The 23,891-nt window shown below is 69.2% G+C and carries 24 protein-coding genes; 20 read left to right on the top strand and 4 right to left on the bottom strand.

Translation table 11 applies throughout. From position 1 onward, the window contains the following. Positions 1 to 10 precede the first annotated feature (10 nt). The 6 genes from thrB to FNH21_RS01705 all read left to right on the top strand — a co-directional run bounded on the left by thrB (position 11) and on the right by FNH21_RS01705 (position 7,458). Positions 11 to 994 carry a homoserine kinase gene (thrB, locus tag FNH21_RS01730; protein ID WP_338403116.1) on the top strand — a complete coding sequence of 328 codons (984 nt, stop codon included), beginning with the start codon at positions 11 to 13 and terminating at the stop codon, positions 992 to 994. Between the two features lie 328 nt (positions 995 to 1,322). Continuing rightward, positions 1,323 to 3,527, top strand: coding sequence for a transcription termination factor Rho (gene rho, locus FNH21_RS01725; protein ID WP_191931514.1), 2,205 nt, complete (start codon positions 1,323 to 1,325; stop codon positions 3,525 to 3,527). Between the two features lie 152 nt (positions 3,528 to 3,679). Then, on the top strand, positions 3,680 to 4,759 hold the full coding sequence (prfA, locus tag FNH21_RS01720; RefSeq protein ID WP_152811847.1) for a peptide chain release factor 1: 1,080 nt from the start codon (positions 3,680 to 3,682) through the stop codon (positions 4,757 to 4,759). Positions 4,760 to 4,761: 2 nt separating this feature from the next. Continuing rightward, positions 4,762 to 5,661, top strand: coding sequence for a peptide chain release factor N(5)-glutamine methyltransferase (prmC, locus tag FNH21_RS01715; protein ID WP_191931513.1), 900 nt, complete (start codon positions 4,762 to 4,764; stop codon positions 5,659 to 5,661). Beyond that, on the top strand, positions 5,658 to 6,626 hold the full coding sequence (locus tag FNH21_RS01710; protein WP_152811845.1) for a glycosyltransferase: 969 nt from the start codon (positions 5,658 to 5,660) through the stop codon (positions 6,624 to 6,626). The genes prmC and FNH21_RS01710 overlap by 4 nt, the downstream gene beginning before the upstream one ends. A gap of 106 nt (positions 6,627 to 6,732) precedes the next feature. After that, a complete protein-coding gene (locus FNH21_RS01705; RefSeq protein ID WP_191931512.1) occupies positions 6,733 to 7,458 on the top strand; it encodes an L-threonylcarbamoyladenylate synthase in 726 nt (241 codons plus the stop codon). 52 nt (positions 7,459 to 7,510) lie between these two features. Here FNH21_RS01705 and FNH21_RS01700 read toward each other — a convergent pair whose 3' ends face one another. Together FNH21_RS01700 and FNH21_RS01695 are read right to left on the bottom strand one after the other, a co-directional pair. Further along, positions 7,511 to 8,443, bottom strand: a complete 933-nt coding sequence (locus tag FNH21_RS01700; protein ID WP_152811843.1) for an NAD-dependent epimerase/dehydratase family protein — start codon at positions 8,441 to 8,443, stop codon at positions 7,511 to 7,513. Continuing rightward, the gene (locus tag FNH21_RS01695; protein ID WP_191931511.1) at positions 8,440 to 9,450 is read right to left on the bottom strand and encodes a glycosyltransferase; all 1,011 of its coding nucleotides are present in this window, start codon (positions 9,448 to 9,450) and stop codon (positions 8,440 to 8,442) included. The genes FNH21_RS01700 and FNH21_RS01695 overlap by 4 nt, the downstream gene beginning before the upstream one ends. 200 nt (positions 9,451 to 9,650) lie before the next feature. On the opposite strand from FNH21_RS01695, the gene FNH21_RS01690 reads away from it, so the two are divergent. The 13 genes from FNH21_RS01690 (at position 9,651) to FNH21_RS01630 (ending at position 21,432) form a co-directional block, all read left to right on the top strand. After that, a complete protein-coding gene (locus FNH21_RS01690) occupies positions 9,651 to 11,660 on the top strand; it encodes a polysaccharide biosynthesis protein (protein ID WP_241742693.1) in 2,010 nt (669 codons plus the stop codon). Then, positions 11,657 to 12,682 carry an MraY family glycosyltransferase gene (locus FNH21_RS01685; RefSeq protein ID WP_152811840.1) on the top strand — a complete coding sequence of 342 codons (1,026 nt, stop codon included), beginning with the start codon at positions 11,657 to 11,659 and terminating at the stop codon, positions 12,680 to 12,682. Before FNH21_RS01690 ends, FNH21_RS01685 begins: the two co-directional genes overlap by 4 nt. 258 nt (positions 12,683 to 12,940) lie before the next feature. Continuing rightward, positions 12,941 to 13,498 (top strand): Cg1360 family ATP-synthase-associated protein, encoded by a 558-nt coding sequence (locus FNH21_RS01680; RefSeq protein ID WP_338403115.1) that lies wholly within the window; start codon positions 12,941 to 12,943, stop codon positions 13,496 to 13,498. A gap of 1 nt (position 13,499) precedes the next feature. Beyond that, a complete protein-coding gene (locus FNH21_RS01675) occupies positions 13,500 to 13,817 on the top strand; it encodes an AtpZ/AtpI family protein (RefSeq protein ID WP_152811838.1) in 318 nt (105 codons plus the stop codon). Positions 13,818 to 13,899: 82 nt separating this feature from the next. Beyond that, complete coding sequence (gene atpB, locus FNH21_RS01670; RefSeq protein WP_055773003.1) at positions 13,900 to 14,721, top strand: F0F1 ATP synthase subunit A; 822 nt, start codon at positions 13,900 to 13,902, stop codon at positions 14,719 to 14,721. Positions 14,722 to 14,796: 75 nt separating this feature from the next. Then, positions 14,797 to 15,012: an ATP synthase F0 subunit C gene (locus tag FNH21_RS01665; RefSeq protein WP_019481292.1), complete on the top strand. Its 216-nt coding sequence runs from the start codon at positions 14,797 to 14,799 to the stop codon at positions 15,010 to 15,012. A 50-nt stretch (positions 15,013 to 15,062) separates the two neighbouring features. Beyond that, the gene (locus tag FNH21_RS01660) at positions 15,063 to 15,614 is read left to right on the top strand and encodes a F0F1 ATP synthase subunit B (protein ID WP_152811836.1); all 552 of its coding nucleotides are present in this window, start codon (positions 15,063 to 15,065) and stop codon (positions 15,612 to 15,614) included. Next, positions 15,614 to 16,426, top strand: a complete 813-nt coding sequence (locus FNH21_RS01655) for a F0F1 ATP synthase subunit delta (RefSeq protein ID WP_152811834.1) — start codon at positions 15,614 to 15,616, stop codon at positions 16,424 to 16,426. The genes FNH21_RS01660 and FNH21_RS01655 overlap by 1 nt, the downstream gene beginning before the upstream one ends. A 94-nt stretch (positions 16,427 to 16,520) precedes the next feature. Then, a complete protein-coding gene (gene atpA, locus FNH21_RS01650; protein WP_152811832.1) occupies positions 16,521 to 18,155 on the top strand; it encodes a F0F1 ATP synthase subunit alpha in 1,635 nt (544 codons plus the stop codon). Between the two features lie 92 nt (positions 18,156 to 18,247). Then, positions 18,248 to 19,141 carry a F0F1 ATP synthase subunit gamma gene (locus FNH21_RS01645; protein ID WP_152811830.1) on the top strand — a complete coding sequence of 298 codons (894 nt, stop codon included), beginning with the start codon at positions 18,248 to 18,250 and terminating at the stop codon, positions 19,139 to 19,141. Positions 19,142 to 19,227: 86 nt separating this feature from the next. Then, a complete protein-coding gene (atpD, locus tag FNH21_RS01640) occupies positions 19,228 to 20,691 on the top strand; it encodes a F0F1 ATP synthase subunit beta (RefSeq protein ID WP_055772988.1) in 1,464 nt (487 codons plus the stop codon). A gap of 5 nt (positions 20,692 to 20,696) precedes the next feature. Then, the gene (locus FNH21_RS01635; protein WP_055772985.1) at positions 20,697 to 20,990 is read left to right on the top strand and encodes a F0F1 ATP synthase subunit epsilon; all 294 of its coding nucleotides are present in this window, start codon (positions 20,697 to 20,699) and stop codon (positions 20,988 to 20,990) included. 10 nt (positions 20,991 to 21,000) lie between these two features. Further along, the gene (locus FNH21_RS01630) at positions 21,001 to 21,432 is read left to right on the top strand and encodes a DUF2550 family protein (RefSeq protein WP_191931510.1); all 432 of its coding nucleotides are present in this window, start codon (positions 21,001 to 21,003) and stop codon (positions 21,430 to 21,432) included. 54 nt (positions 21,433 to 21,486) lie between these two features. Here the strand turns inward: FNH21_RS01630 and FNH21_RS01625 are convergent, their stop codons facing one another. Both FNH21_RS01625 and nucS read right to left on the bottom strand, forming a co-directional pair. Continuing rightward, the gene (locus FNH21_RS01625; RefSeq protein WP_152811828.1) at positions 21,487 to 22,695 is read right to left on the bottom strand and encodes an N-acetylglucosamine-6-phosphate deacetylase; all 1,209 of its coding nucleotides are present in this window, start codon (positions 22,693 to 22,695) and stop codon (positions 21,487 to 21,489) included. 86 nt (positions 22,696 to 22,781) lie between these two features. After that, complete coding sequence (gene nucS / locus FNH21_RS01620) at positions 22,782 to 23,477, bottom strand: endonuclease NucS (protein ID WP_191931509.1); 696 nt, start codon at positions 23,475 to 23,477, stop codon at positions 22,782 to 22,784. 82 nt (positions 23,478 to 23,559) lie between these two features. On the opposite strand from nucS, the gene FNH21_RS01615 reads away from it, so the two are divergent. Then, the gene (locus FNH21_RS01615; protein ID WP_191931508.1) at positions 23,560 to 23,883 is read left to right on the top strand and encodes a hypothetical protein; all 324 of its coding nucleotides are present in this window, start codon (positions 23,560 to 23,562) and stop codon (positions 23,881 to 23,883) included. The last annotated feature ends 8 nt before the right edge of the window (positions 23,884 to 23,891 follow it).

The raw sequence follows: 23,891 nt of genomic DNA, 5'->3' as shown, positions 1-23,891 counted from the left end.
CCTGGATGCAGTGCCGGTTCCCGCCGCGGATCCGGACAGGACCGCCGGACTCCCCGCCGTAGCGACCGGCCAGTCCGTCGAGGTGCGCGTCCCCGCGACGAGTGCGAACCTCGGGCCGGGCTTCGACACGCTCGGCCTGGCGCTCTCCCTCTACGACACGGTCCGCGTCCGCACGGTCACCGCCGGGACGACCCTGGTGCGGGCGACGGGGGAGGGCTCCGCCGTCCTCCCGACGGACGGGACGCACCTCGTGGCGCGTTCGCTCCTCAGCACGCTGGAGCGCGCCGGGTTCGCAGCACCCGGCCTGGAGCTGGACACCACCAACGTGATCCCGCACGGCAGGGGCCTCGGCTCCTCCGCGGCCGCGATCGTCGCGGGTGTCCTCGCGGGCAATGCGCTCCTGCCCGCCGACCGCAGGCTCGACGACGCCCACCTCCTGCAGTGGGCGGCACAGCTCGAGGGCCACCCGGACAACGTGGCCCCCGCCCTCATGGGTTCCCTCGCCATCTCCTGGGAGAGCGGGCACGCCTACCACAGCACGCGGGTGGAGGTTCATCCCGACATCGTCCCCGTGGTCGCCGTCCCCGGAAGCGTGCTGTCGACGGAGAGCGCCCGGGCGCTGCTGCCGGCGTCGGTCTCCCACCACACCGCGGCCGCCAACGCCGGGCGCGCGGCGCTGCTGGTGCACGCCCTGGCGGAGGATCCGTCACTCCTCTTCCCCGCGACGCAGGACTCGCTGCACCAGGACTACCGTGCCCAGGCCATGCTCCCGAGTGCCACGCTCCTGCGAGGACTGCGCGCTGCGGGTTTCGCGAGCACCATCTCCGGAGCGGGACCCAGCATCATGACGCTGGCCGTCGGCACGGACGGCGCGGAGGCAGCCGAGGAGACGCTGCGGGCGCTCCTTCCCACCCTCGACACGCCGGAACCCTGGCGTGTCCTCCGACTCACGGTGGAGCGTTCAGGTGCTAAAGTAGGAGTGCACCAAGGGTAGTGACCGCTCCGCGTACGCTGTGCGCACTGCGTGTCACTGTGTCTCTCCAGACATCGTGTGCTTCTGTTGAGTCGGCCGTCCTCTTCTTCGGACCGCCGCGAAAACTGCAGGTTTCATCAGCAGTAGCGCATCCTCCGGTGTAGCCTCCGACCTGATCTTCGTGCGCGGGCCCGTCCTGCCTGCGAAGACATCCTCAGGCTCCAGCACGCCCAGTCGACGCCGGACAGTTCCCGGCCCGGCTGAACCCCGCCTGCTTCACATGCGGCACGGGGCAAACCACCGCGGACCACTGATCAGGTGGCCGCCCGACGAGGGGGAAGGATCCTTCGTGACTGAAACCACTGACCTGTTACCAGGTGTGGCCACCCAAGACGCTGAAGCAACCGGCGCAACAACTTCCAAGAGCAGCGGCCTCGCCGGCCTGAAGCTCGCCCAGCTGCAGGCACTCGCCGGTCAGCTCGGCATCACCGGGGGATCGAGGATGCGCAAGAGCGACCTCGTCTCCGCCATCTCGGACCACCAGCGCGGAGGCGCGGTGGCCGACCGCCAGAAGGCCCCCGCCGTCCGCAGCGAGCGGAACGCGGACGCCGAGCGCCCCGTCGTCGCCGGCACCCCGGACGCCGCCGAAGCACCGGCAGCTCCGTCGCAGGACGGGCAGGAGGCGCCCGAGCGCCAGCCCCGCACCCGGAACCGGAATCGCCGCGCGGGAAGCGACGGCGTCGTCTCCGCACCTGCGTCGGACGCTGCCGTCGTCACCGGCGAGCAGGTCGAAGCCCCGTCACGCGAGACCGCCGACGCCCCGTCCGCCGGAGACCAGCAGGATCGCGGTGACCGCGAGAACGGTGGCCGCAACCAGCGCAACCGCCGCAACCGTCGCGGCGAGGACCGCAGCGACGCGCAGTCGGGCCAGACCGAGACCGCGGCCGACTCCCGCAACGAGACCCGCACCGAGACCCAGAGCGACGGACAGAACGAGTCCGGCCAGCAGGGCGACTCGGGCTTCGGCCAGCAGGGCGAGGGACGCGGCGACCGCAACGAGCGCCGCAACCGCTCACGCAACGGTCGCGACGACGACCGCTCGAACAACGGGTCGTCCAACGGCTCGAACAGCGGCTCCAACAGCGGCTCGAACAGTGACGGCCAGAACGACGGCGGCCGCAACGGCAGCGAGCGCAGCGACAACCGGAACAACGGGGGCAACGGCTCCAACGCATCGAACGACGACGAGGGTCGCGGCCGTAACCGCCGCAACCGGGCCAACCGCAACGGCGGGAACCCCGTCGAGGACCGCAGCAGCCGCTTCCGTGACCGCAACGAGCGCAACGACCGCCGCCGCGGACGCAACCAGCCCGACGTCGACGACGTCGAGGTCACCGAGGACGACGTCCTGCTGCCCGTCGCGGGCATCCTCGACGTCCTCGAGAACTACGCCTTCGTGCGCACCTCCGGCTACCTGCCGGGTCCGAACGACGTCTACGTCTCCCTCGCCCAGGTCAAGAAGCACAACCTGCGCAAGGGCGACGCCGTCGTCGGTGCCATCCGCGCTCCCCGCGAGGGCGAGACGCAGGCCAGCGCCCGCCAGAAGTTCAACGCCCTCGTCCGCGTCACCACGGTGAACGGCAAGCCGGCCGAGGACCTCAAGGACCGCGTCGAGTTCGCGAAGCTCGTTCCGCTCTACCCGTCGGACCGCCTGCGCCTCGAGACGGACCCGAAGAAGATCGGTCCCCGCGTCATCGATCTCGTTGCGCCGATCGGCAAGGGCCAGCGCGGCCTGATCGTCTCGCCGCCCAAGGCCGGCAAGACGCTCATCCTGCAGGCGATCGCGAACGCCATCACGATCAACAACCCCGAGGTGCACCTCATGATGGTCCTCGTGGACGAGCGTCCCGAGGAAGTCACCGACATGCAGCGCACGGTGAAGGGTGAGGTCATCGCCTCCACCTTCGACCGCCCCGCGGACGACCACACCACGGTCGCCGAACTCTCGATCGAGCGCGCCAAGCGCCTCGTGGAGATGGGCATGGACGTCGTCGTGCTCCTCGACTCGATGACGCGTCTCGGCCGTGCCTACAACCTGGCCGCACCGGCCTCGGGCCGTATCCTCTCCGGTGGTGTCGATTCCGCAGCGCTGTACCCGCCGAAGCGCTTCTTCGGTGCTGCCCGCAACATCGAGAACGGTGGCTCGCTCACCATCCTCGCGACCGCGCTCGTCGAGACCGGTTCCAAGATGGACGAGGTCATCTTCGAGGAGTTCAAGGGCACCGGCAACATGGAGCTCCGCCTTTCGCGCAGCCTCGCCGACAAGCGCATCTTCCCGGCCGTGGACGTCAACGCGTCCGGTACGCGCCGCGAGGAGAACCTGCTCTCGCCGGACGAGGTCAAGATCATGTGGAAGCTCCGCCGCGTGCTGTCGGGTCTCGAGACCCAGCAGGCACTCGAGCTGCTGACCAACAAGATCCGGGAGACGCAGTCCAACGTCGAGTTCCTCATGCAGGTCCAGAAGACCACCCTGGGCTCCAAGGACTCCGACTAGCGCACGCCACGACGCCGTTCGTCCTGCCGCCCTCCCCGGGCCGGCAGGGCGAGCGGCTTCGCCTGTTAAGCCGCTCGCCCGGCCGGAGCGTGGTCAACCGGGCCGTCCCGAGCTTCGTAGACTGGCGGTAGACGCCGAAAGAGGTACACCAGATGTTTGAGTCCATCCAGGGACTGCTCGACGAACACTCCGAACTGCAGAACCAGCTCGCAGACCCCGCCGTCCACGCCGACCAGGCGCTGGCCCGCAGGCTCGGCCGCCGGTATGCCGAGCTCGGCAGGATCGTCGACGCCCACAACCGGTGGACCGCCCTGAACGACGACCTCGAGGCCGCGCGCGAGATGGCGTCCGAGGACCCCGAGTTCGCCGCCGAGGTCCCCGTGCTCGAGGAACAGCTCGCCGTGGCGCAGGAGCGCCTGCGCCGCCTGCTCATCCCGCGGGACCCGAACGACGGCCGCAACGTCATCATCGAGGTCAAGGGCGGCGAGGGTGGCGACGAGGCCGCGCTGTTCGCCGGGGACCTGCTGCGCATGTACGCGCGGTACGCGGAGTCCCGTGGCTGGAAGACGGAGCTCCTCTCCGCCAACGAGTCCGACCTCGGCGGCTACAAGGACGTCCAGATGGCGATCAAGGGATCCTCCAACGACCCGGCGGAGGGCGTCTACGCGCGCCTGAAGTTCGAGGGCGGTGTGCACCGCGTCCAGCGCGTCCCCGTCACCGAGTCGCAGGGCCGCATCCACACCTCAGCGGCGGGCGTGCTCGTGCTGCCCGAGGTCGACGAGCCGGAGGAGGTCGAGATCAGCCAGAACGACCTGAAGATCGACGTCTACCGTTCCTCGGGCCCGGGTGGCCAGTCCGTCAACACGACCGACTCGGCGGTCCGGATCACCCACCTGCCCACGGGGATCGTCGTGGCGATGCAGAACGAGAAGTCGCAGCTGCAGAACCGCGAGGCGGCGATGCGCGTGCTGCGCTCCCGCATCCTCGCGCACGAGCAGGAGAAGATCGACGCCGCGAACTCGGACATCCGGAAGTCCCAGATCCGCACCATGGACCGCTCCGAGCGCATCCGCACCTACAACTACCCGGAGAACCGGATCGCGGACCACCGCACGGGCTACAAGGCCTACAACCTGGACGCCGTCATGAACGGTGACCTCGAGCCCGTGGTGCAGTCGGCCATCGAGATGGACGAGCAGGCCCGCCTGGACGCCATCGGCACGGAAGAGTAGGCGTGGAGGAGGCCCTGCGTGCGGCGGAGGAGCGGCTGCGCGCGGCAGGCGTGCCGAGTCCCCGGGTCGACGCCGAGCTCCTGGCAGCCCACCTGCTCGGGGTGTCCCGGGGCCGCCTCCGATCGATGGCCATCACCGGCGCTCCGGCGCCGGAGGGGCTGGATGCCCTCGTCGACGAGCGCGCGCGCCGGGTCCCGCTGCAGCACCTCACCGGCAGTGCATCCTTCCGGCGGATCGACCTGTCGGTAGGCCCGGGAGTGTTCATCCCGCGTCCCGAGACCGAATCGGTGGCGCAGCTCGTGATCGACCGGGCAGGCACGCTGGCGGCACCGAGGATCGTGGACCTGGGCACCGGCTCCGGCGCGATCGCCGCGTCGGTCGCGGACGAGGTGCCCGGCGCAGAGGTCTACGCCGTGGAACTGAGCGACCTCGCTATCGCCTGGGCCGGAGCGAACCTCGAGCCCTACGGGGTCCGCCTCGTCCACGGTGACCTCGCGACGGCGCTGCCCGAGGAGAACGGCACCTTCGACATCGTCGTGTCGAATCCGCCGTACATCCCGGCCGACGCCGTACCCACCGAACCCGAGGTGGCCGAGCACGATCCGCAGATGGCGCTGTACGGCGGGGGAGCCGACGGGCTCCGGCTGCCACGCGCCGCCGCAGCTTCGGCCGCCCGACTGCTCAGGGAGGGCGGGTACTTCGTCATGGAGCACGCCGAGGTGCAGGCGCCCTGGGTCGCCGCGTTCCTCGGGGAGGCCGGCGTGTGGTCGTCCATCACCACGCACCAGGACCTCGGCGGGCGCGACCGGGCGACCAGCGCCGTCCTGCGGCAGGTCCGCCCGGACGGGACATCGACGTCGGGAGCCGGCGTCGCGGACACAGCCACAGGAGACGGACGATGACGGAGCAGCCGGTGCACGCAGGACCCGTGGGTGCCACGGAGGCCAGGGATCGAACCCCGGACACCGGGCAGCTCGCCGACACCGTCGCCGTCGCAGCAGTCACCTACGACCGCCACGAGGAGCTCGCCGAGCTCCTGCAGGCGCTCGCCCGGCAGACCGCACCGATCAGGACGGTCGCCCTCGTCGATTCCGGCACGCGTCCTGCCACCGACATCGTGGAGGCTGCGGGCGGCTCCATCCACTACCTGCGTTCGGAGGCGAACCTCGGCGGGGCCGGCGGTTTCGCCTTCGCGATCCTCGCGGCCATTGCGAGCGGCGCCCGGTGGGTATGGCTCATGGACGACGATGGGCATCCGGAGGACGAGCGCTGCCTCGCCGAACTGCTGCGCGCGGCCCACGAGCACGGCCTCGACATCGTGAGCCCGCTGGTCGCCGCGACCGACGATCCGACGCGGCTGTCCTTCAACTTCCGCATCAACGGCCTGCTGACCAATGACCGTGCAACCCTCGAGCCGCTCGGTTTCCTGCCCGACATGGTGCACTTCTTCAACGGGGCCCTGATCCGCACCGAGGTCTTCTCGACCATCGGCCTGCCGGACATGAAGTTCTTCATCCGCGGGGACGAGGTCGACTTCCTGGCCCGCGTGCGGAAGGCAGGCCTGAAGTACGGCACCCTCGCCACCGTCGCGGTCCGGCACCCGGCCACCTGGTCGGAGATGAAGCCCATCTTCGGCGGTTTCATCACCCCCGTGATCCCGGTGGGAGAGTTCAAGCGTGCCTCCTACTTCCGCAACCGGGCCTACCTGGCACGGAAGTACCGGAACCTGCGGTGGTTCGGCGCCGACGTGATCGGTTTCCCCTACTACTTCCTCACGCAGCGTGACCTCAAGGGGCTGAGGTCATGGTTCGCCGCCTACTCGGCCGGCTTCCGTGGCCGGGGCTTCGGGCCCCCGCCGTCGGCCTGATCGACGAGGCTCGTGCCCGCAAGGTCGACGCCTCTACCCGATCGATCCCACCCCACCCCGATACCCCGACTCCGGCGTGCACCGCCGCGAATGGAGAGATGACCCGGTGACCACCAGCTACGACTGCTCCGATCCCGTCCAGCGCCGGGAAGGCGTCGCCGCCGCACAGCGCGCCGTCTCGCTGAAGCAGTGCGTCGTCCTGCCCACCGACACCGTGTACGGCATCGGGGCGGACGCCTTCTCGCCCCAGGCCGTCGCGACGCTGCTGGCCTCGAAGGGGCGCGGGCGGACCATGCCGCCGCCGGTCCTCATCCCCCGCATCCAGACACTCGACGGCCTCGCGACGGACGTCCACCCGGAGGCCCGGAAGCTCGCCGAGGAGTTCTGGCCCGGCGGACTCACCATCATCTGCCATGCCCAGCCCTCGCTGACGTGGGACCTCGGGGACACCCTCGGTACGGTGGCGCTGAGGGTACCCGACGACGAGATCGCCCTCGAGCTGCTGATGCTCACCGGTCCGCTCGCCGTGTCCTCCGCCAACAGGACCGGGCAGCCGGCGGCGACGACGGCGGCGGAGGCGGCCGAGCAGTTGGCCGCCTCGGTCGCGGTGTACCTCGACGGAGGTCCGAGGAGCGAGGGCGACGGCACGGGCTCGACCATCGTCGACGCCACGGGGGACGTCCTGCGCGTGGTCCGCCAGGGGACCCTTCCGCTGCAGCGACTCAGGGAGGTCGTCCCGGGGATCATCGGCGTCGACGGCGACGCCGGTCCCGGCGCGGACCGTCCGGACGAGGACGACGATACGGACGACGTGCTTGACGCCGACAGCTGAGCCCACATCGACCGTCCGCGCGCCGGGGCGCGCAGGGGCGCTGCTCCGACGACTACCGCCGGTCGGGCAGGGCTGCCGCTCCGAGGACTTCCCGCACCCGGGGCGCCGGCACCAGCCCTTCGGCAGCTGCCCAGCCGGCAACCTGGTCCTGCCCGAACCACATGAGCTCGACACGACGGACATGGCCGTCGAGCCTCCCGCCGAGGAGCCGCGACGTGGCGAAGCCACCGCTGATGGCCGTCCTGCACAGCCACGCCGGCAGGACACGCGGTCTTCCGCCCGCGGCCTCGAGGACGGACCGCACGGACAGTCCCTCCCACGGTTGCAGGACGACGGCGGGCACCTCGCCGGAGTGACGCCCCACGGCGACCACGAGGTCCGCGAGGGCGCCCACCGAGGTGATCGGGGAGGCGGCCGTGCCGGGCGCCGCCACCGACGCCAGCGGCGAGCGGGCGAGTCGCGCAAGAGCCGCCGTCGTGGGCCGCCCTGCTCCCTGGACGGAGGTGGCGCGGACCGTGGCGACCGCCAGGCCGTCCTGGTCCAGGAGCGCCAGGGTCTGCTCGCCGAGGGCCTTGCTGCGGGAGTAGGCGGAGAAGGGCTGCACGGCGCCGGATTCGTCCAGCATCGGCGTGCGTCCCTGGACCGCAGCGCTGCTGAGGTGGACGAATCGGCGGACACCCGCGGCGCCGGCGGCCCTGGCGAGCACGGCCGGAAGCAGTGCGTTCGCACCCCTCAGCCCGGCACTGTCGTCGGCGGACGGCGTCGCGAGTCCCGCCGCGTTGACGACGACGTCGTGACCCGCCATGAGCCCGGTCAGCACAGCGACGTCGCTGCGGCGCGCGTCTGCGAGGACCGTCTCCGGGGTGTCCGCCGTCGTCCTGAGCCGTGGTGCAGGCGCGGTGTGGGCCTCGATGCCCGCCGCGCGGGCCGCGCCGAGGATCTCCTGGCCGACGAAGCCGGAGCCGCCGATGACCAGCCAGTTCATCGTGTGCCGCCTGTGCTGCCTGTGCTGTCTGTGCCGCCTGTGCTGCCTGTGCCGGTGGGACCCGCCAGCGGAGGCTCGGGACGCCAGCCCCGGTCCCGCAGGATCACGCGCGCGGCCCGCCAGCCCCGCCACACGGCGGACATCCCGGACACGGAGTGCTCGACCGCCAGCAGGCGGACGATCTCCTTGCCGGCGGAGAGGACGGTACCCAGTCCGAAGCCGAGGCGGGAGTACCGGCCGTGGAGCTGCAGGTAGCGCGCGAGGTGTCCACGGTTGCGCATGCCGCAGAACCGTGACAGGTCGCTCGAGTCGTTGAGGTGGCGCACGCCGAGGTCGATCTGCCGCTGCGCCCGGGTCTTCCGGAGGACGAAGGCGTCGACGTAGGCCACCGGGTGGTGCCGGGAGATCAGCCACCCGTAGGCGGTGTCGTCGCCGTTGAGGAAGAACCGGGCGTCGGGCAGGCCGGTCTCCCGCACGGTGTCGGCCGCGACGAGCATCCCCTCGAAGCAGCCCACGTTCGTGTGGAAGACCGGCGAGGTGGCGAAGACGTCCCCGCGCACGGGCAGATGGACGCCGAGCCGCTCGTGGAGCTGGTGCTGCCAGAAGAAGGGCCGCCCGGCGTGGTCGAGGCGACGACCGTGGATGCAGGAGTAGCGCGCCATCCAGGGCCGGAAGGAGGCGAGGGCGTCCGGGAGGACGACGACGTCGTCGTCCATCAGCCAGAGCCAGTCGGCGCCCTCCTCGAGCCCGCGGGCCACGCCGGCCGCGAAGCCGCCCGCACCACCGACATTCGCCGGCAGCCGCAGCACGACGACGGGCACGGGGAGGTCGAGGCCCGCGAGCACGTCCGCGGTGTCGTCGGTGCTGGCGTTGTCGACGACGACGACCCCGGCCGGGGCGGGATCCAGGGTAGCGACGGAGTCGAGGAGATCCTTCAGGAAGGACGCCCGGTTGTACGTCGTGATGACGATGAACACGCGGGGAGAGCCGGCGTCAGGGGCGTGCAAACTGGTCCTTCCGGGCCGCGCCAGGGCGGTGCGCGACGGGCCTGGTACAGGCCGTGCAGTTAGTATTCTCGGGTAGTAGCAGTCTATTACACCGTGTTCCAGCTGCTGCCGGACCGGCCCGCGTCACCACCGTCGGGCCCGGAGACGGCAGGTCCGACGGTGGGAACGCGGTCCCGGCCTGCAAGACACCGTTAGGAATCATGGGACTCAACGAAGGACGGGCCGCGGCCCGGACATCCGGCTCCACCGCCGTCGGGTCGAGCGGCGACAAACCGGCCATCTGGCTGTGGTCGCAGTACCTGCTGGACGCCGCCGCCTGGATCGTCGCGATCCTCCTGGCCCTCATCCTGAGGTACGAGCTCCTCGTGAAGGAGGTCAACGTCCCCGGCATCGCGGCCTTCTGCACGGTCGCGGTGGTGGCGCAGCTGGTCGTCGGACTGAGTTTCGCGCTCTACCGGGGCAGGTACAGCTTCGGCAGCTTCCACGAGGCGAAACTCCTCGTCATCGTCGCGGTGCTGGTCGGCGTCATCCTCGTCCTCGTCAGCGTCGCCTTCTTCACGGTGATCGAGGTCCCGCGCAGCATCGGCATCATCGCCTTCCCGTTCGCCTGCATGTTCCTCGCGGCGACCCGCTACCTCAAGCGGATGTACGTGGAGAGCAAGGCCAAACCGGGCGAGGACGCGCAGCGGACGCTCATCTACGGCGCCGGTTTCCTCGGCAACTCCCTGGTGGTCCGCATGATGCAGGATCCCGGATCGCCCTACTTCCCCGTCGGCCTGATCGACGACGACCCCGCCAAGAAGCACCTCCGCCTGTCCTCGGTGCCTGTCCTCGGACGGATCGACGATCTGCGCGAGGTCGTGGCGAGGACGCAGGCCTCGCTGCTGGTCATCGCCTTCGCCGGGGTCGAGGCCGCCCAGGTCCGTCGCGTCTCCGACCTCGTCGCGGGCCTCGGCATCAAGGTGCTCGTCCTCCCGCCACTGCGCGACATGCTGGGAGCCTCGGGCCCGGCCATCGCCGACTTCCGTGAGGTCGCGGTCGAGGACCTCATCGGACGCCGTCCGGTGGACATCCATCCGGACGAGGTGGCCGGCTACATCACCGGCAAGCGCGTGCTGGTGACGGGAGCGGGCGGCTCGATCGGCTCCGAGCTGTGCCGCCAGCTGTCCGCGTTCGCCCCGGCCGAGCTGATCATGCTGGACCGCGACGAGACGGGCCTGCAGTCCACGCAGATCTCCCTCACAGGACGCGGACTGCTGACCGGCCGGGACACCGTCCTCGCGGACATCCGGGACGCTGACGCGCTGCTGGACATCTTCGAGGACCGCAAGCCGCAGGTCGTGTTCCACGCCGCTGCGCTCAAGCACGTCTCCCTCCTCGAGCAGTACCCGGAGGAGGCCTGGAAGACCAACGTCCAGGGCTCACTGAACGTGCTGCGGGCCTCGGCCGCGGTGGGGGTGACGAACTTCGTGAACATCTCGACGGACAAGGCGGCGGACCCGACCAGCGTCCTCGGCCACTCCAAGCGCGTCGCCGAGAAGCTCACGTCCCACCATGCCCAGCGGACCGGGCAGCAGTACGTCTCCGTCAGGTTCGGCAACGTGATCGGCAGCCGCGGCTCCATGCTGCCGCTGTTCACGGAGCAGATCCGTACCGGCGGCCCCATCACGGTGACCGACCCCGAGGTGACGCGCTTCTTCATGACCATCCCCGAGGCGTGCCAGCTCGTGGTGCAGGCGGGTGCCATCGGCCGGGGCGGGGAGGTCCTGATCCTCGACATGGGGGAGGCGGTCCGGATCCTCGACGTCGCCCAGCGGATGATCGCGATGTCCGGCAAGGACATCGACATCGTCTTCACCGGGTTGCGCCCCGGCGAGAAGATGCACGAGGACCTCATGGGCGTCGGGGAGGACGACTCGCGCCCGCTGCATCCCAAGATCTCGCACACCTCCGTCGTGGCCCTCGATCCGCAGCAGCTGGACCTCCAGGCGTGGAAGGCCGAGGGCGGCTTCGGCCACGATCACCGGAGCATCGCCTCCCTCGATGCGGCGACGGAGCTGCAGGCCACCGCCGGATCGACCTCCCGCGGCCACGCCCGCTCGGAGGATCAGGATCACGATCAGGATCAGGATCAGGATCAGGACGCGCGTTCCGCGGCGTCCCGTCCGTCCGCGTCCTCTACCTCGGGTTCCGGCAGGACGACGCCATGACCACGCTGCTGGTCGTGATCGGCCTGACCGCGCTGGTCCTCTCGCTCCTGCTGCCCTTCGCCGTCAAGCCGCTGCTCCGGCGGCTCGGCGTGATCGACATCCCGAACACCCGCTCGTCGCACAGCACGGTCGTCCTTCGCGGCATGGGCCTCGCGGTCTCGCTCGCCATCCTCGTGGCACTCGTCCTCTCGCTCGCGACGGGCCTCGTCGCCGTCGACCGGTCGCTGATCCTCGTGATCCTCGTGCTGGTGGCCGCGGCGTCCGCCCTGGGGTGGATCGAGGACTTCCGCGGACTCTCCGTCCGGGTCAGGCTGGCGACGCAGCTGCTCATCGGTGCGGTCGGCACCGCCGCCCTGGCGACGACGATCGACGACAGCAGCTACTGGTGGATCCCGGTCGGCGCCATCGCGGTCGCCACCTACATCAACGCAGCCAACTTCATGGACGGCATCAACGGCATCTCCGGCATGCACGGCTCGGTGGTCGGCCTCTTCTACGCGTGGGCCGGTGTGCTGGCCGACCAGCTCTGGCTCACCGTCGCCGGCCTCGTGGTGGCGGCGGCCTTCGCGGGTTTCCTGCCCTGGAACCTCGGCCGCGGATTCGTCTTCCTCGGCGACGTCGGCAGCTATCTGCTCGGCGCCTCCATCGCGGCGATCGCCGTCACGGGCCTGCTCGCAGGGGTGTACCTGGAGTACCTCCTCTCGCCGGTCCTCATCTACCTCGCCGACACGTTCACCACATTCCTCCGGCGCGCGCGGCGCGGCGAACGCCTCTCGACGGCGCACCGCCAGCACGTGTACCAGCGCCTCACGGACACGGGCCTCTCCCACGTGCAGGTCTCGGTCCTCGTCTCCGTGCTGTCCGCCCTGACCGGTGCAGCGGGCTTCGTGCTCGCCACGGCGCCCGCGCCGCTCGCGGTGTCCGCGTCCCTGTTCGCCGCGGTCGTCGTCGCCCTGTACCTCTACTCGCCGCGGATCTTCCGCGCGGCGGCCCGCCGACGGGTCGCCGCCGGCGCCTGTTAGCGGCCACCGTGGCACGGGCGGCGGGAACCCCTGGACCCGTGTGCCGCCGGGGGCGGTGGATCGCCGTGGACGGCCGGCGGAGCGTCCGGAACGCGCACCGGACAGCGGACGGCACAGGCGTCGCAGCGCCGGTACGGTAGAATTCCATGCGCCGGGCGCGGTGATCCTTCGTCCCGTCGATCCGGTACAGGCCTCCCGACGCCGTCGGTGGAGGACCAGCAGGGCGCCGGACGGCGCAGCCGACAGAGCGGACACGACGTGCCACGACCGGACGAGCCGGCCACAGGACCCGACCAGGCGAACATCGTGCCCGCATCGGGGGCGACGGCGTCACCCTGGCTGGGGATCCTGGCACGGAGCGCCGCGGCCGGGGGAGCGATCGCCGTCGTCCTGGCCGTCGTCGCGACCGTGGCGACGTCGCCCGCAGCCGGGCTCAGCGTCCTCTCCGGAGCGGCACTCGTGATCGCGTTCTTCGGGATCAGCCTCCTCATCGGCCACTACGCGGGCCGCACGAACCCGTCCGGGGCACTCGGCCTCTTCGCCGTCACCTACGCCATCAAGGTCGTGGGTTTCGCCGCCGTGCTGTTCTTCCTGGGGACACCGGGCTGGCTGGACCGCACCTGGTTCTTCAGCGGCGCACTCGCCACCGTCATCGCCTGGCAGGTTGCCGAGGTCGTCGCGTTCTCGCGCCTCCGCACCCCCCTGTACGGCGACGGCGAGGAGCCCGGGTCGCGGGTCGGGCACGTACCCGCACAGCGCTCCGGGCAAGGACCGGCCGATGCCCTGCCCACCCCGCACGGACCGGAGGGACACTGACATGCCGACGACAGGACAGGAACCGACCGAGGGTCCCGACACACCGTCAGGAAGCGGCGACGCCCGCTATTCCAACGGCGGCTACAACGCCGGGATGGCCGTCTTCAGCTACATCATTGGCGGGATCCTGGTGTGGAGTTTGATAGGCTGGTGGCTGGATAATCTCCTCGACACGCGCTGGTTGGTGCTGGCGGGAGCGTTCTTAGGTGCAGCGGGCGGTTTCTACCTCTCCCACATGCACAACCTCACCCGGGACCACACGCCGAATCCGCAGAGCGGATCCCGGCCGACGCCCGGTGCCGGTACAGGACCCGAGTGACTCCCCATAACTCAACGAGTCGGACCAGTCACGCGGCCGAACAGATCTTGCCCAACGATGGACACTGCAGAGAGGAAACGCGTTGATCGCGCTTGCGCTCCCGGCCGCAACTACCGAAGAGGGATTCGTAGCCCCGACTATCGATGACACCCACTACCGGGACATCCTGCCCTGGGGCGGGGAGTACGGCGTCCTCCTCGAGGGCGGGTTCGGGAAGCAGATGCTGCTGACCATCCTCTCGGTGGTCCTCATCGCCGCCTTCTTCCTCGTCGCCTCCAGGCGGAACCAACTGGTACCCGGCAAGCTGCAGTTCCTGGGGGAGTCCGCCTACGGATTCGTCCGGAACTCCATCGGCAAGGACATCATCGGCGGCAAGGAATTCCTGAAGTACGTGCCGTGGCTCTTCACCGCCTTCTTCTTCGTGCTGGTGAACAACATCTTCGGTGCGGTTCCCTTCCTGCAGCTGCCGACGTTCTCGCACCCCGGCAGCGCCTACGGCATCGCCGCCATCTTCTTCTTCCTCTGGGTCGGCATCGGCCTGAAGAGGCACGGCATCCGCTACTTCAAGCTGGCCGTGGTCCCCTCGGGCGTCCCCTGGTACATCCTGCTCATCGTGGTGCCGATCGAGATCATCTCGAACTTCATCGTCCGGCCGGTCACGCACTCGCTCCGACTCTTCGCCACCATGCTCGCAGGCCACCTGATCGTGACCCTCGCGGGATCGGCCATCGAGTACATGGTTATGACGGGCAACATCCTGCTGCAGGGAACCAGCGTCCTGGTCCTCGTCGGATCCGTCGCGATGTACATGCTCGAGGCCCTGATCATGATCCTGCAGGCCTACGTCTTCACGCTGCTGGCCGCGATCTACATCGAAGGCGCACTGCACGCCGACGCCCACTGATTCACACATGTCTTCCCCGTCGGGGATGATCCCAAACAACCTGTCGCACCAAGGCGGCATCTTGAAAGGAACACAATGGAAGTACAGGGTAGCCTCAACCTCGTTGGATACGGTCTCTCCGCAATCGGCGGTGGTATCGGTGTGGGTCTCGTCTTCGCGGCCTACATCAATGGCGTGGCTCGCCAGCCTGAGGCACAGCGTGTCCTCCAGCCCATCGCCTTCCTCGGCCTGGCGCTGACCGAAGCCCTCGCGATCCTGGGCCTCGTCTTCGCCTTCGTCATCGGCGCCTGACACAGCCGTCCTGACCGACCGAAGACCAGTTGAAGAAAGACGGGTGAAAAATGCTTAACGCAGCGATTATGGCGGCGGAAGAGGGCTCCAATCCTCTGATCCCGAACCTATGGGAACTGCTGGTGACCGTTGTCGGCTTCGCCGTCCTGCTGTTCATCGTCTTCAAGTACGTCATGCCGGCGTTCGAGAAGACGTTCGCAGAGCGCACCGAGGCGATCGAAGGCGGTATCGCCAAGGCGGAAGCCGCACAGGCCGAAGCCAACGCGGCCCTCGACGAGTACAAGCAGCAGCTTGTCGACGCACGCACCGAGGCCAACCGCATCCGTGAGGAAGCACGTGCCGAGGGTGCGCAGATCCTCGCGGACCTCAAGGAGAAGGCGGCTGCGGAGTCGGCTCGCATCACCGAGCAGGCCCACGTCCAGATCGAGGCCGAGCGTCAGGCCGCCGTGGTCTCGCTCCGCGCCGAGGTCGGCACGCTGGCGACCGATCTGGCGAGCCGCATCGTCGGTGAATCCCTCGCCGACGACGCCCGGTCCGGGCGCGTCGTCGATCGCTTCCTCGCCGATCTCGAGACCTCGTCGAGCGCAGGTGCATCGAAGTAATGGCCGGAGTATCGAGCGTCTCCCTGGCAACGGTCCGTGAAGGACTCGAGTCACGCCTGGCCGGCGCGAACCTCGCGCTGGCCGAGGACCTGTTCGGCGTCCTGGCGATCCTCGACAGCAACGCAGGCCTCCGCCGCGCGCTGACGGACCCGTCCCGCACCGGGAAGGACAAGGCCGTGCTCGTCGATCAACTGATCGCCGGACGCGTGTCCCCGGAGGCGGCCGGAGTCGTGCGTGACCTCGTCGGTGAGCGCTGGGCCAACGCCCGTGACATCGGTGACGCGCTGGAGACCCTGGCGGCCACCGTGGTGATCTCGGTCGCCGAGCAGGGCAGCGGCGTGGAGGGTCTGGAGCAGCTCGAGAACGAGCTGTACTCCTTCATCCAGGTCGTCGGATCCGACCACGCCCTGCAGAGGGCGCTCTCCGAGGCGCAGGCGTCGCCGGAGTCGAAGGTCACCCTCGGCCTCAAGCTCGTGCCGAACGCAGGTCCTGCGAGCCGCCTGCTCATCACGCAGGCCGTCCGGTCGCCGCGCGGACTCAAGCCCGCTGCGCTGGTCGGGCGGTTCCTGGAACTGGTCGCGGCGCGTCAGCAGCGCTGGATCGCCGACGTCAGCGTCACCCGTCCGCTGACGGCGAGCCAGTTCGAGCGCCTCGAGGCAGGCCTGAACGCCATGTACGGCCGCCAGTTGAAAGTCAATGTGAAGGTCGATCCGGCCCTCATCGGTGGCGTCCGCGTGAGCGTCGGTGACGAGATGGTCGATTCGACCGTCGTCACGAGGCTGTCGGAGCTCCGCCGGAAGCTGGCGGGATAGGCGTTCGCGCCCCGTTCCGTGTCACACACACTGAATCACCCATCGGTCGCCACGCATCCTACGGTGACCACAACACAGGAGAGCAGGGACTGAGATGGCCGAATTGACCATCAACGCCGAAGACGTCCGTAGTGCGTTGAACGACTTTGCGGCGTCCTACGAGCCCGGGAACGCGGAGCGCGTCGAAGTCGGCCGCGTGACCACCGCCAGCGACGGCATTGCCCGTGTCGAGGGACTTCCCTCGGTCATGGCCAACGAGCTGCTGCGGTTCGAGGACGGCACGCTCGGACTCGCCCAGAACCTCGACACCCGCGAGATCGGTGTCGTCGTCCTCGGTGACTACAACGGCATCGAAGAAGGCCAGGAAGTGCACCGCACGGGCGAGATCCTCTCGGTTCCCGTCGGCGATGCCTTCCTCGGTCGCGTCGTCGACCCGCTGGGTCAGCCCATCGACGACCTCGGCGAGATCGTCGCCGAGGGACGCCGCGCCCTGGAGACCCAGGCTCCCGGCGTGACACAGCGCAAGTCGGTGCACGAGCCCATGCAGACCGGGCTCAAGGCCATCGACGCCATGATCCCCATCGGTCGCGGACAGCGCCAGCTGATCATCGGTGACCGTCAGACCGGCAAGACCGCGATCGCGGTGGACACCATCATCAACCAGAAGGCCAACTGGGCCTCCGGTGACGTGAACAAGCAGGTCCGCTGCATCTACGTCGCGATCGGCCAGAAGGCGTCCACCATCGCCGCCGTCCGCCAGACCCTCGAGGACAAGGGCGCCCTGGAGTACACGACCATCGTCGCGTCCCCTGCGTCCGATCCCGCGGGCTTCAAGTACCTCGCGCCCTACGCCGGTTCCGCCATCGGGCAGCACTGGATGTACGGCGGCAAGCACGTCCTCATCGTGTTCGACGACCTCTCCAAGCAGGCCGAGGCCTACCGTGCCGTGTCGCTGCTGCTGCGCCGCCCGCCGGGACGCGAAGCCTACCCGGGCGACGTGTTCTACCTGCACTCCCGTCTGCTCGAGCGCTGTGCCAAGCTCTCCGACGAGCTCGGTGCCGGTTCGATGACGGGTCTCCCGCTCATCGAGACGAAGGCGAACGACGTCTCGGCGTACATCCCGACCAACGTCATCTCGATCACCGACGGCCAGATCTTCCTGCAGTCGGACCTCTTCAACGCCAACCAGCGTCCCGCCGTGGACGTCGGCGTGTCGGTGTCCCGCGTGGGCGGTGCCGCCCAGGTGAAGTCGATGAAGAAGGTCTCGGGCACCTTGAAGCTGGACCTCGCCCAGTACCGCGACATGCAGGCCTTCGCGATGTTCGCGTCGGACCTCGATGCCGCATCGCGCCAGCAGCTGACGCGTGGTGCACGCCTGATGGAACTGCTGAAGCAGGGCCAGTACTCGCCGATGCCGGTCGAGCAGCAGGTCGTGTCCATCTGGGCCGGTACCAACGGCTACCTGGATGACGTCCCCGTGGAGGACATCAACCGCTTCGAGACGGAGTTCCTGGAGCACCTCGGCCACAAGTCGCAGGTCCTCACGACGCTCGCCCAGACGGGCAAGCTCGAGGATTCGACGGCGGAGGAACTGAAGACGCAGATCACGGACTTCAAGCAGGGCTTCTTCGGTGCCGGGGCCAATGGCTTCGGGGCCGGCAGCGAGCAGCACGAAGCGATCGACGCCGATTCGGTCGAGCAGGAAAAGATCGTCAGGCAGAAGCGCTAGAGGATCTGCTGCCGGGAGGGGCACCGCCCCTCCCGGCCTGCAGGACCCTGGCCTGAACGCTTCCCTCGGGGGGAGCGGAGGAAAGGACAAGAATGGGAGCCCAGATCCGGGTCTACCGCCAGAAGATCGCGTCGACGACGTCCACGCGGAAGATCTTCAAGGCGATGGAGCTGATCGCGACTTCTCGCATCGGCAAGGCACGTACGCGTGTCGCCGCGGCCCTGCCGTACGCCAATGCGATCACCCGCGCCGTGTCGGCCGTGTCGTCGCAGTCGGAAATCGACCACCCCCTGACCACCGAGCGCGGCGAGGTCAGGCGTGCAGCAGTCCTGGTCCTCACATCCGACCGCGGCCTGGCGGGTTCTTACTCCGCAAGTGCGCTCAAGCAGGCCGAGGGCCTGTTCGAGACACTGCGGAGCGAAGGCAAGGACGTCAAGGCCTACCTGATCGGACGCAAGGCCCAGTCCTACTTCGACTTCCGTGGCCGCGGCTACGAGCAGGTCTGGACGGGGAACACCGATGCTCCCGAGTTCGAGACCGCCCGAGAGGTCGGAGCGGCGCTGCTGTCCTGCTTCCTGGAGGACTACGAGGACGGCGGCGTGGAGGAGATCCACGTGGTCTACACGAAGTTCCGCTCGATGGTGGTGCAGGAGCCGTCGGTCATGCGCCTGCTGCCGCTCGAAGTGGTGGACGAGCAGGTCACCCACGAGGGCGACCTCCTGCCCCTCTACGAGTACGAGCCCGAGCCCGAGCAGGTGCTCGATGCCCTGCTGCCGCGCTACATCGAGTCGCGGATCTTCGCGGCGATGCTGCAGGCGGCAGCCAGCGAGCTCGCCGCCCGCCAGCGGGCGATGAAGTCCGCGGGTGACAACGCCACCGAGCTGATCAAGAAGTACACCCGGTTGCGGAACACCGCACGCCAGGCCGAGATCACGCAGGAGCTCTCGGAGATCGTGGCCGGCGCGGACGCGCTGAACGCCTCCTGACATCCTCCCCGCCCGGGCCCCGCAGGGGCGCCGGGCGGCACAGCTAGACTTAGTTCCACGCCATCTACGTAAATGAAGTGAGAGAGATGACTGCCCAGACTGTTGAACACGGTACGGACTCAGTTGCCCCCGGCGCCACCGGCCGTATTGCACGTGTCATCGGCCCGGTTGTCGACGTCGAGTTCCCGGCCGACGCAATCCCCGCAATGTACAACGCCCTCACCACCGAGATCACTCTCAACGGTGAGACCCGCCTGATCACCTTCGAGACGTCGCAGCACCTCGGCGACAACCTCGTGCGTGCCATCTCGCTGCAGGCGACCGACGGACTCGTCCGCGGCACCGTGGTGCAGGACACCGGCGCGGCGATCTCCGTGCCTGTCGGCGACGGCGTCAAGGGCCACATCTTCAACGTCCTGGGCAAGCCGCTCGACGTCGAGGAATCGGCGCTCGAGATCACCGAGCGCTGGCCCATCCACCGCAAGGCGCCGAGCTTCGCGTCCCTCGAGGGCTCCACCGAGATGCTCGAGACGGGCATCAAGGTCATCGACCTGCTCACCCCGTACATCAAGGGTGGCAAGATCGGCCTCTTCGGCGGTGCCGGTGTCGGCAAGACCGTCCTCATCCAGGAGATGATCACGCGTGTCGCCCGTAACTTCGGTGGCACCTCGGTCTTCGCCGGTGTCGGTGAGCGCACCCGTGAGGGCAACGACCTCTGGGTCGAGATGGAGGAGGCGGGCGTCCTCAAGGACACCGCCCTCGTGTTCGGCCAGATGGACGAGCCGCCCGGAACGCGCCTGCGCGTGGCACTGTCCGCGCTGACCATGGCGGAGTACTTCCGCGATGTGCAGAACCAGGACGTGCTGCTCTTCATCGACAACATCTTCCGCTTCACCCAGGCCGGCTCCGAGGTCTCGACCCTGCTGGGTCGCATGCCGTCGGCCGTGGGCTACCAGCCGAACCTCGCCGACGAGATGGGCCTCCTGCAGGAGCGCATCACCTCGACGAAGGGCCACTCGATCACGTCCATGCAGGCCATCTACGTGCCTGCGGACGACTACACCGACCCGGCTCCGGCAACCACCTTCGCGCACCTCGATGCGACCACCGAGCTCTCCCGCGAGATCGCGTCCCGTGGCCTCTACCCGGCCGTGGACCCGCTCGCATCGACCTCGCGCATCCTGGACCCGCAGTACATCGGTCACGACCACTACAACACGGCCGTCCGCGTGAAGCAGATCCTCCAGAAGAACAAGGAACTGCAGGACATCATCGCGATCCTCGGTATCGACGAGCTCAGCGAGGAGGACAAGGTGATCGTCGCGCGTGCGCGCCGCATCCAGCAGTTCCTCTCGCAGAACACCTACACCGCCAAGCAGTTCACCGGTGTCGAGGGTTCGACCGTCTCCATCAAGGACACCATCGAAGGCTTCTCGGCCATCTGCAACGGCGACCTCGACCACATCGCGGAGCAGGCGTTCTTCAACGTCGGCGGCCTCGATGACGTCGAGCGCCAGTGGGCCAAGATCCAAGAGCAGACCGGTAAGTAGCACCGATGGCGACACACGGCGAACTCGAGGTCGAAATCGTCGCGGCCGACCACTTCGTGTGGTCGGGTGCGGCGCGAACGGTCAATGCCCGCACCGCGAACGGCCAGATCGGCATCCTGCCGGGTCATGCGCCCATCCTGGCGATCCTCGAGGCAGGCGAACTGTCCGTGGAGCCGGTCAACGGTGAGCGCCTCGTGGTCGGGGTCGACGGCGGCTTCTTCTCGGTCGACTCCAACCGGGTCGTGATCGTGGCGGACAACGCCAGGGTCGGCGGTTCGGTGACCCCGGAATCCGCCTAGGATCCCGAGCGTGGAGGCTCTGGGTGTGACGTTCATCTGCCTTGCGGTCCTGTTCGGCCTGCTCGTGCTCGTGATCGGCGCGTTCCTCCTCCGCCGCTACCAGCTCAACCGTGCTCTCGGCACCTTCGACGCCTCCATCCGCCTCCCTCCCCAGGGTTGGCGGGTGGGGGTTTGTCGTTACACGGACAAACACCTGGAGTGGCTCAGCCTCCTGTCGCTGAGCCCCCTGCCCCGCTTCCGGTTCCTGCGCAGCTCCCTCGAGGTAGAGGGCTGGCGCCCGCCCACCGAGGCTGAGCGCGTGCGGGTTCAGCCCGGCGCGATCATCGTGCACCTGGCCTACGAGGGGGAGTCCTTCGATCTGGCGATGAAGTACGACGTGTATGCCGGTCTCTCCTCCTGGATCGAGGCCGGCCCGGTCATCGGTATCGGCACCTGGCGCTGACCCAGCGGCTCGACGCCGCCGGCGGCGTCGATCAAGGCGCGAAGGGCGTGTCCGTCAGACCCCGAGCGGCCTGATCCAGGTCCCGTTCCGCAGGACACCCTTCAGTTCCAGGTCCTCGGTGACCACCAGCGCGTCGGCGCGCAGGCCACTTCGAAGGCTCCCGACCTCGTCGGCGAGACCCAGTACTCCCGCCGGCACGGCCGTCGCCGAGCGGACCGCGTCCGCGAGGCCGACACCGGCCTGCACCGTGCAGCGCAGGACGTCGAGGAGGCTGCCCGCGCCCCCGGCCAGCGCCCCCGTCGCCGTCAGCACCGCTGATCCGCCGATCACACTCACCTCGCTGCGGCCCAGGCGGTAGGAGCCCGAGGTGCGGCCGGCGGCCGACGTCGAGTCGCTGACGAGGCAGATGTTCTCGCAGCCCGCGATGGTGAAGGCCATGCGGACGGTCTCTGCGTGCAGGTGCACGTTGTCCGCGATCAGTTCGACGGCGATCTCCCCGGCACGGGCGCGCTGCAGGAGGAGCGGAACCGGGCCGGGAGACCGGTGATGGATGCCCGGCATCGCGTTGAACAGGTGGGTTGCCGTCGGCCTCCCGCTGAAGCCGGCGAAGCCAGTCGAGGCGAGTTCCTCGTTGATGAGGTCCAGCGCGGCCGCGGTCTCCTCGGTCGAGCTGTCGGTGTGCCCGATCGACGGGATCACGCCGTGCATCACGAGTTCGTAGACGAGCACGTCGCTGCCCGGCAGCTCCGGGGCGTAGGTCATGGACGCCAGCCTGCCCCGCCCCGCGGTGACGAGCCGGGCGACGTCCTCCTGCGTGGGCAGGAGGAGGAATGCCGGATCGTGCGCTCCGTTGCGCTCCTTCGAGAGGAAGGGGCCCTCGGCGTGGATACCGGCGACGAGGCCGGCCTCGGCCGCATCCGCGAGGCGGGCGAAGGCGGCCTCGAGCTCGTCGAGCGGTGCGGCGCACGTGCTGGCCAGGATCGTCGTCGAGCCGCTGCGGTGCAGGTGGGCGGCGGCCGCCTCGATGTCTGCCGCCGATCCCGACGTGAAGTCCCCGCCGCCCGCGCCGTGGCAGTGCAGGTCGATGAGTCCCGGAAGGATGAGGTGATCGTCCGGCAGGCGCGATCCTGCGTGGTTCCCGTCCGACGGACCCGCCTGCGTGATGCGCGAGCCGTCCCAGCGCAGCACACCGTCGTCGATGATCCCCGCGTCCGTCACCAGTCGTCCGGACAGGGCATCGGAGGTTCCGTGGGGAAGGGCCATGATCCGATTCTAGGCGGTCACCCTTCCTGATACCCGGGGCCGGGCGGGCCCGCATGGGGCGACGCTGCTCCGGAACCGCCGGGCGGCTAGAACAGGCGTGAGGCGCTGTCGTCCACGCCGCGCATGGCGTCGTAGTCCAGCGTGAGGCAGTCGATACCGCGGTCGGTGGCGAGCACGCGTGCCTGCGGTTTGATCTGCTGCGCCGCGAAGACGCCGCGGACAGGCGCCATGATGGGATCCCGGTTCAGGAGTTCGAGGTACCGCGTGAGCTGCTCGACGCCGTCGATGTCGCCGCGCCGCTTGAGCTCGATGGCGACGGTCCGCCCCGCGGAATCGCGCGCGAGGATGTCGACGGGGCCGATGGCCGTCATGTACTCGCGACGGATCAGCGTGAACCCGGCACCGAGGAGTTCGATCTGCTCGGCGAGGAGGCGCTGGAGATCGGCCTCGACGCCGTCCTTGACGAGGCCGGGATCCACGCCGAGGTCGTGGGAGGAGTCGTGGAGCTGCTCACGGATGCTGATGACGAGCCTGTCGTCGCTCTTGCCGTGCTGGACCGTCCAGACCTCCGTGATGCCCTCGGCGCGGTCGGCGTCGTCGGGAGCCGTCACGCGAAGCGTCGCGGGCGGGCTCATCCAGTTCAGCGGCTTGTAGGAGCCGCCGTCCGAGTGCACCAGGACGGAGCCGTCGGACTTCACCATGAGGAGTCGCGTGGCGAGGGGGAGATGGGCGCGGAGGCGGCCGACGTAGTCGACGGAGCAGCGGGCTATGACAAGACGCACGACGAAGACTCTACCGTCCGGAGCGCCGTGGCCCCCGCAGGGCCGGAGCGGACGGGTACGGTCCGGATGGCAGACTGGGAGGGTGCCCCGTTCCAACCGACCGAACCGCCCGCGCGGGTCCTCCCGGCCCAAGTGGGCCGCCCCGCCGGAGCTGGACCTCGAACGTGCCCGGGCAGGCCTGCCCCAGCGCGAGTCGGCGCCCGACGGCGACTGGTCCGTCCGGCGGATCACCGAGCGGAACGCCGCGAAGACCTACACCTGCCCGGGCTGCAACTCGTTCATCCTGCCCGGGATCGCGCACCTCGTGGTCTGGCGGGAGGACTCGTTCTTCGGGACCGAGTCCGCCCTGGCCGATCGCCGCCACTGGCACGTCCGGTGCTGGCAGACGCGCAGCTTCCGGTACTGAGGCGCCGC

This window comes from Arthrobacter bussei (genome assembly GCF_009377195.2).
Lineage (GTDB): Bacteria > Actinomycetota > Actinomycetes > Actinomycetales > Micrococcaceae > Arthrobacter_D > Arthrobacter_D bussei.
Note: the sequence above shows the minus strand (reverse complement) of the source record. Positions and strands in the feature narration are given on the sequence as shown.

Bases quoted from the DNA above. Each gene is read 5' to 3' on its own strand.
- prfA (WP_152811847.1), top strand. From the start codon at position 3,680: ATGTTTGAGTCCATCCAGGGACTGCTCGACGAACACTCCGAACTGCAG.
- FNH21_RS01710 (WP_152811845.1), top strand. From the start codon at position 5,658: ATGACGGAGCAGCCGGTGCACGCAGGACCCGTGGGTGCCACGGAGGCC.
- FNH21_RS01700 (WP_152811843.1), bottom strand. From the start codon at position 8,443: ATGAACTGGCTGGTCATCGGCGGCTCCGGCTTCGTCGGCCAGGAGATC.
- FNH21_RS01690 (WP_241742693.1), top strand. From the start codon at position 9,651: ATGGGACTCAACGAAGGACGGGCCGCGGCCCGGACATCCGGCTCCACC.
- FNH21_RS01685 (WP_152811840.1), top strand. From the start codon at position 11,657: ATGACCACGCTGCTGGTCGTGATCGGCCTGACCGCGCTGGTCCTCTCG.
- FNH21_RS01675 (WP_152811838.1), top strand. From the start codon at position 13,500: ATGCCGACGACAGGACAGGAACCGACCGAGGGTCCCGACACACCGTCA.
- FNH21_RS01665 (WP_019481292.1), top strand. From the start codon at position 14,797: ATGGAAGTACAGGGTAGCCTCAACCTCGTTGGATACGGTCTCTCCGCA.
- FNH21_RS01660 (WP_152811836.1), top strand. From the start codon at position 15,063: ATGCTTAACGCAGCGATTATGGCGGCGGAAGAGGGCTCCAATCCTCTG.
- FNH21_RS01655 (WP_152811834.1), top strand. From the start codon at position 15,614: ATGGCCGGAGTATCGAGCGTCTCCCTGGCAACGGTCCGTGAAGGACTC.
- atpA (WP_152811832.1), top strand. From the start codon at position 16,521: ATGGCCGAATTGACCATCAACGCCGAAGACGTCCGTAGTGCGTTGAAC.
- FNH21_RS01645 (WP_152811830.1), top strand. From the start codon at position 18,248: ATGGGAGCCCAGATCCGGGTCTACCGCCAGAAGATCGCGTCGACGACG.
- atpD (WP_055772988.1), top strand. From the start codon at position 19,228: ATGACTGCCCAGACTGTTGAACACGGTACGGACTCAGTTGCCCCCGGC.
- FNH21_RS01635 (WP_055772985.1), top strand. From the start codon at position 20,697: ATGGCGACACACGGCGAACTCGAGGTCGAAATCGTCGCGGCCGACCAC.
- FNH21_RS01625 (WP_152811828.1), bottom strand. From the start codon at position 22,695: ATGGCCCTTCCCCACGGAACCTCCGATGCCCTGTCCGGACGACTGGTG.